The organism is Pseudarthrobacter sp. MDT3-1, from assembly GCF_054510755.1.
The window spans coordinates 1-1,546 of the sequence record NZ_JBTNDX010000076.1 but is presented as its reverse complement, the minus strand read 5'-3'; the positions used below and the strand labels follow the sequence as shown (position 1 = coordinate 1,546).

Sequence of the window (1,546 nt, the reverse complement as noted above, 5' to 3'; positions counted from 1 at the left end):
CGGAATTTTTCAAGTCGGTCGGTACCAGTGGGAGTTAGGCTGCTAGTTTTTCGGTGTTTTCCTTGGGTTGGTTGATCCATGCGGGCCCGGGCAGGGCCAGTATTTTGGGGTCGGTGGGTTTGGTGAAGCGGTTGGGATGTTTCGCCCGTGCCGCGGCGAGGGTTTCGGAGCGTTGCTTGGCGACGCCGGCGGCGAGCCTGTAGTGGACGTTGGCGGGCGTGTGGAAGCCGATCCCGGAGTGCTGATGATGATGGTTGTACCAGTCCACAAACTCACTGATGAAGGCCCTGGCATCGCCAAGGGAAGCGAAGCGTTCGGGAAACATGGGCCCGTATTTCATGGTCTTGAAGAGGCTTTCTGAGTACGGATTATCGTTGCTCACCCGGGGGCGGGAATGTGACCGGGTGACCTCCAAATCTGCCAGCAACGCGGCCACAGTCTTGGACGTCATCGACGTCCCCCGATCCGCGTGCACCACCTGCGGGATGCCGTGGATGCCGAAGATTTCCTTCATCATCTCCACCGCCAGAACCGCGGATTCGCTGGCGTGCACGTGCGCGCCGACAATGAAGCGGGAGTGGATGTCGACCATCATGTAGCAGTCGTAGTATTTGCCCCTCATGGGCCCGGCCAGCTTCGTAATGTCCCACGTCAGCACCTGGCCCGGGGCGGTGGCCACGAGCTCGGGAACGGCCCGGGGAGGGTGCTTGGCCAGGCGGCGGCGTTCCTTGACCTGCTTGTTCTCCTCCAACACCCGGTAAAACGTGGACAACGAGCCCAGATAGACGCCCGCATCCAGGAGCTTCGCATAGACCTGCATCGGTGCCAGGTCGACGAACTCCGGGGCGTTCAACGCCGCCAACACCGCAGCCCGCTCGGCAGGGCTGAGCTTGTTCGGTGGCGTCACCGCCGCCGGCTCCCGGGGCGGGGCCGGCTTGCGGTACACCGTGGTGCGTGAGATCCCGGCCAGGGAGGCCGCCTGCCGGGTGGGGACCTGTTGTTGGCGCAGGCCGTGGTAGGAGGCCATCAGCTCTTCTTGGACTTCGGCTCGTCCGGTGATTCCTGAATGGCGTTCTCTAAGAACGCCGAGAGTTTTTCCATGATTCCCAGGGCTGCCTCGGATCTTTTCAACCGGCTCTCACTCACCTCCAGCTGGCGGCGCAAACGCGCGATCTCGGCCTGGTCCTGGGAGAGTTTCCCGATTGTTTCCCCGGGCTTCTTGCCCGCCAAAACGCCAGCGTCACGGAGCCGGCGCCATTCAGTCATCTGCGAGGAATACAGGCCCTCACGGCGCAGGAACGCGCCGCCTTCATTGGACTCGATGGCGGCCTCGTACGAGGCCAAAAATTCAAGCTTCAGCGCGGGGGTGAACGACCGACGAGCGCTCGGTCCACCGGCACGCGGTCCGGGACTGTTCATAGGACCATCTTTGCCTACGGCACTCAAAACTGGACTAGACATAATGATTAGATTCCTGGTTCTCGCCCCACGCGATCAAGCGGACTTGCTATGACCCAGTGGCACCGTTCCAGCCTGACACGTAGGG

The 1,546-nt window shown here is 62.2% G+C and carries 1 protein-coding gene; it reads right to left on the bottom strand.

Annotation, left to right across the window (positions count from 1 at the left end; translation table 11 throughout):
• Positions 1-34: 34 nt before the first annotated feature.
• A protein-coding gene (locus ACX80X_RS21170; RefSeq protein WP_459313318.1) for an IS3 family transposase occupies positions 35-1,419 on the bottom strand; the annotation gives its coding sequence in 2 pieces (ribosomal slippage) (positions 35-1,101 and positions 1,101-1,419; 1,386 coding nt in all).
• Positions 1,420-1,546: the final 127 nt, after the last annotated feature.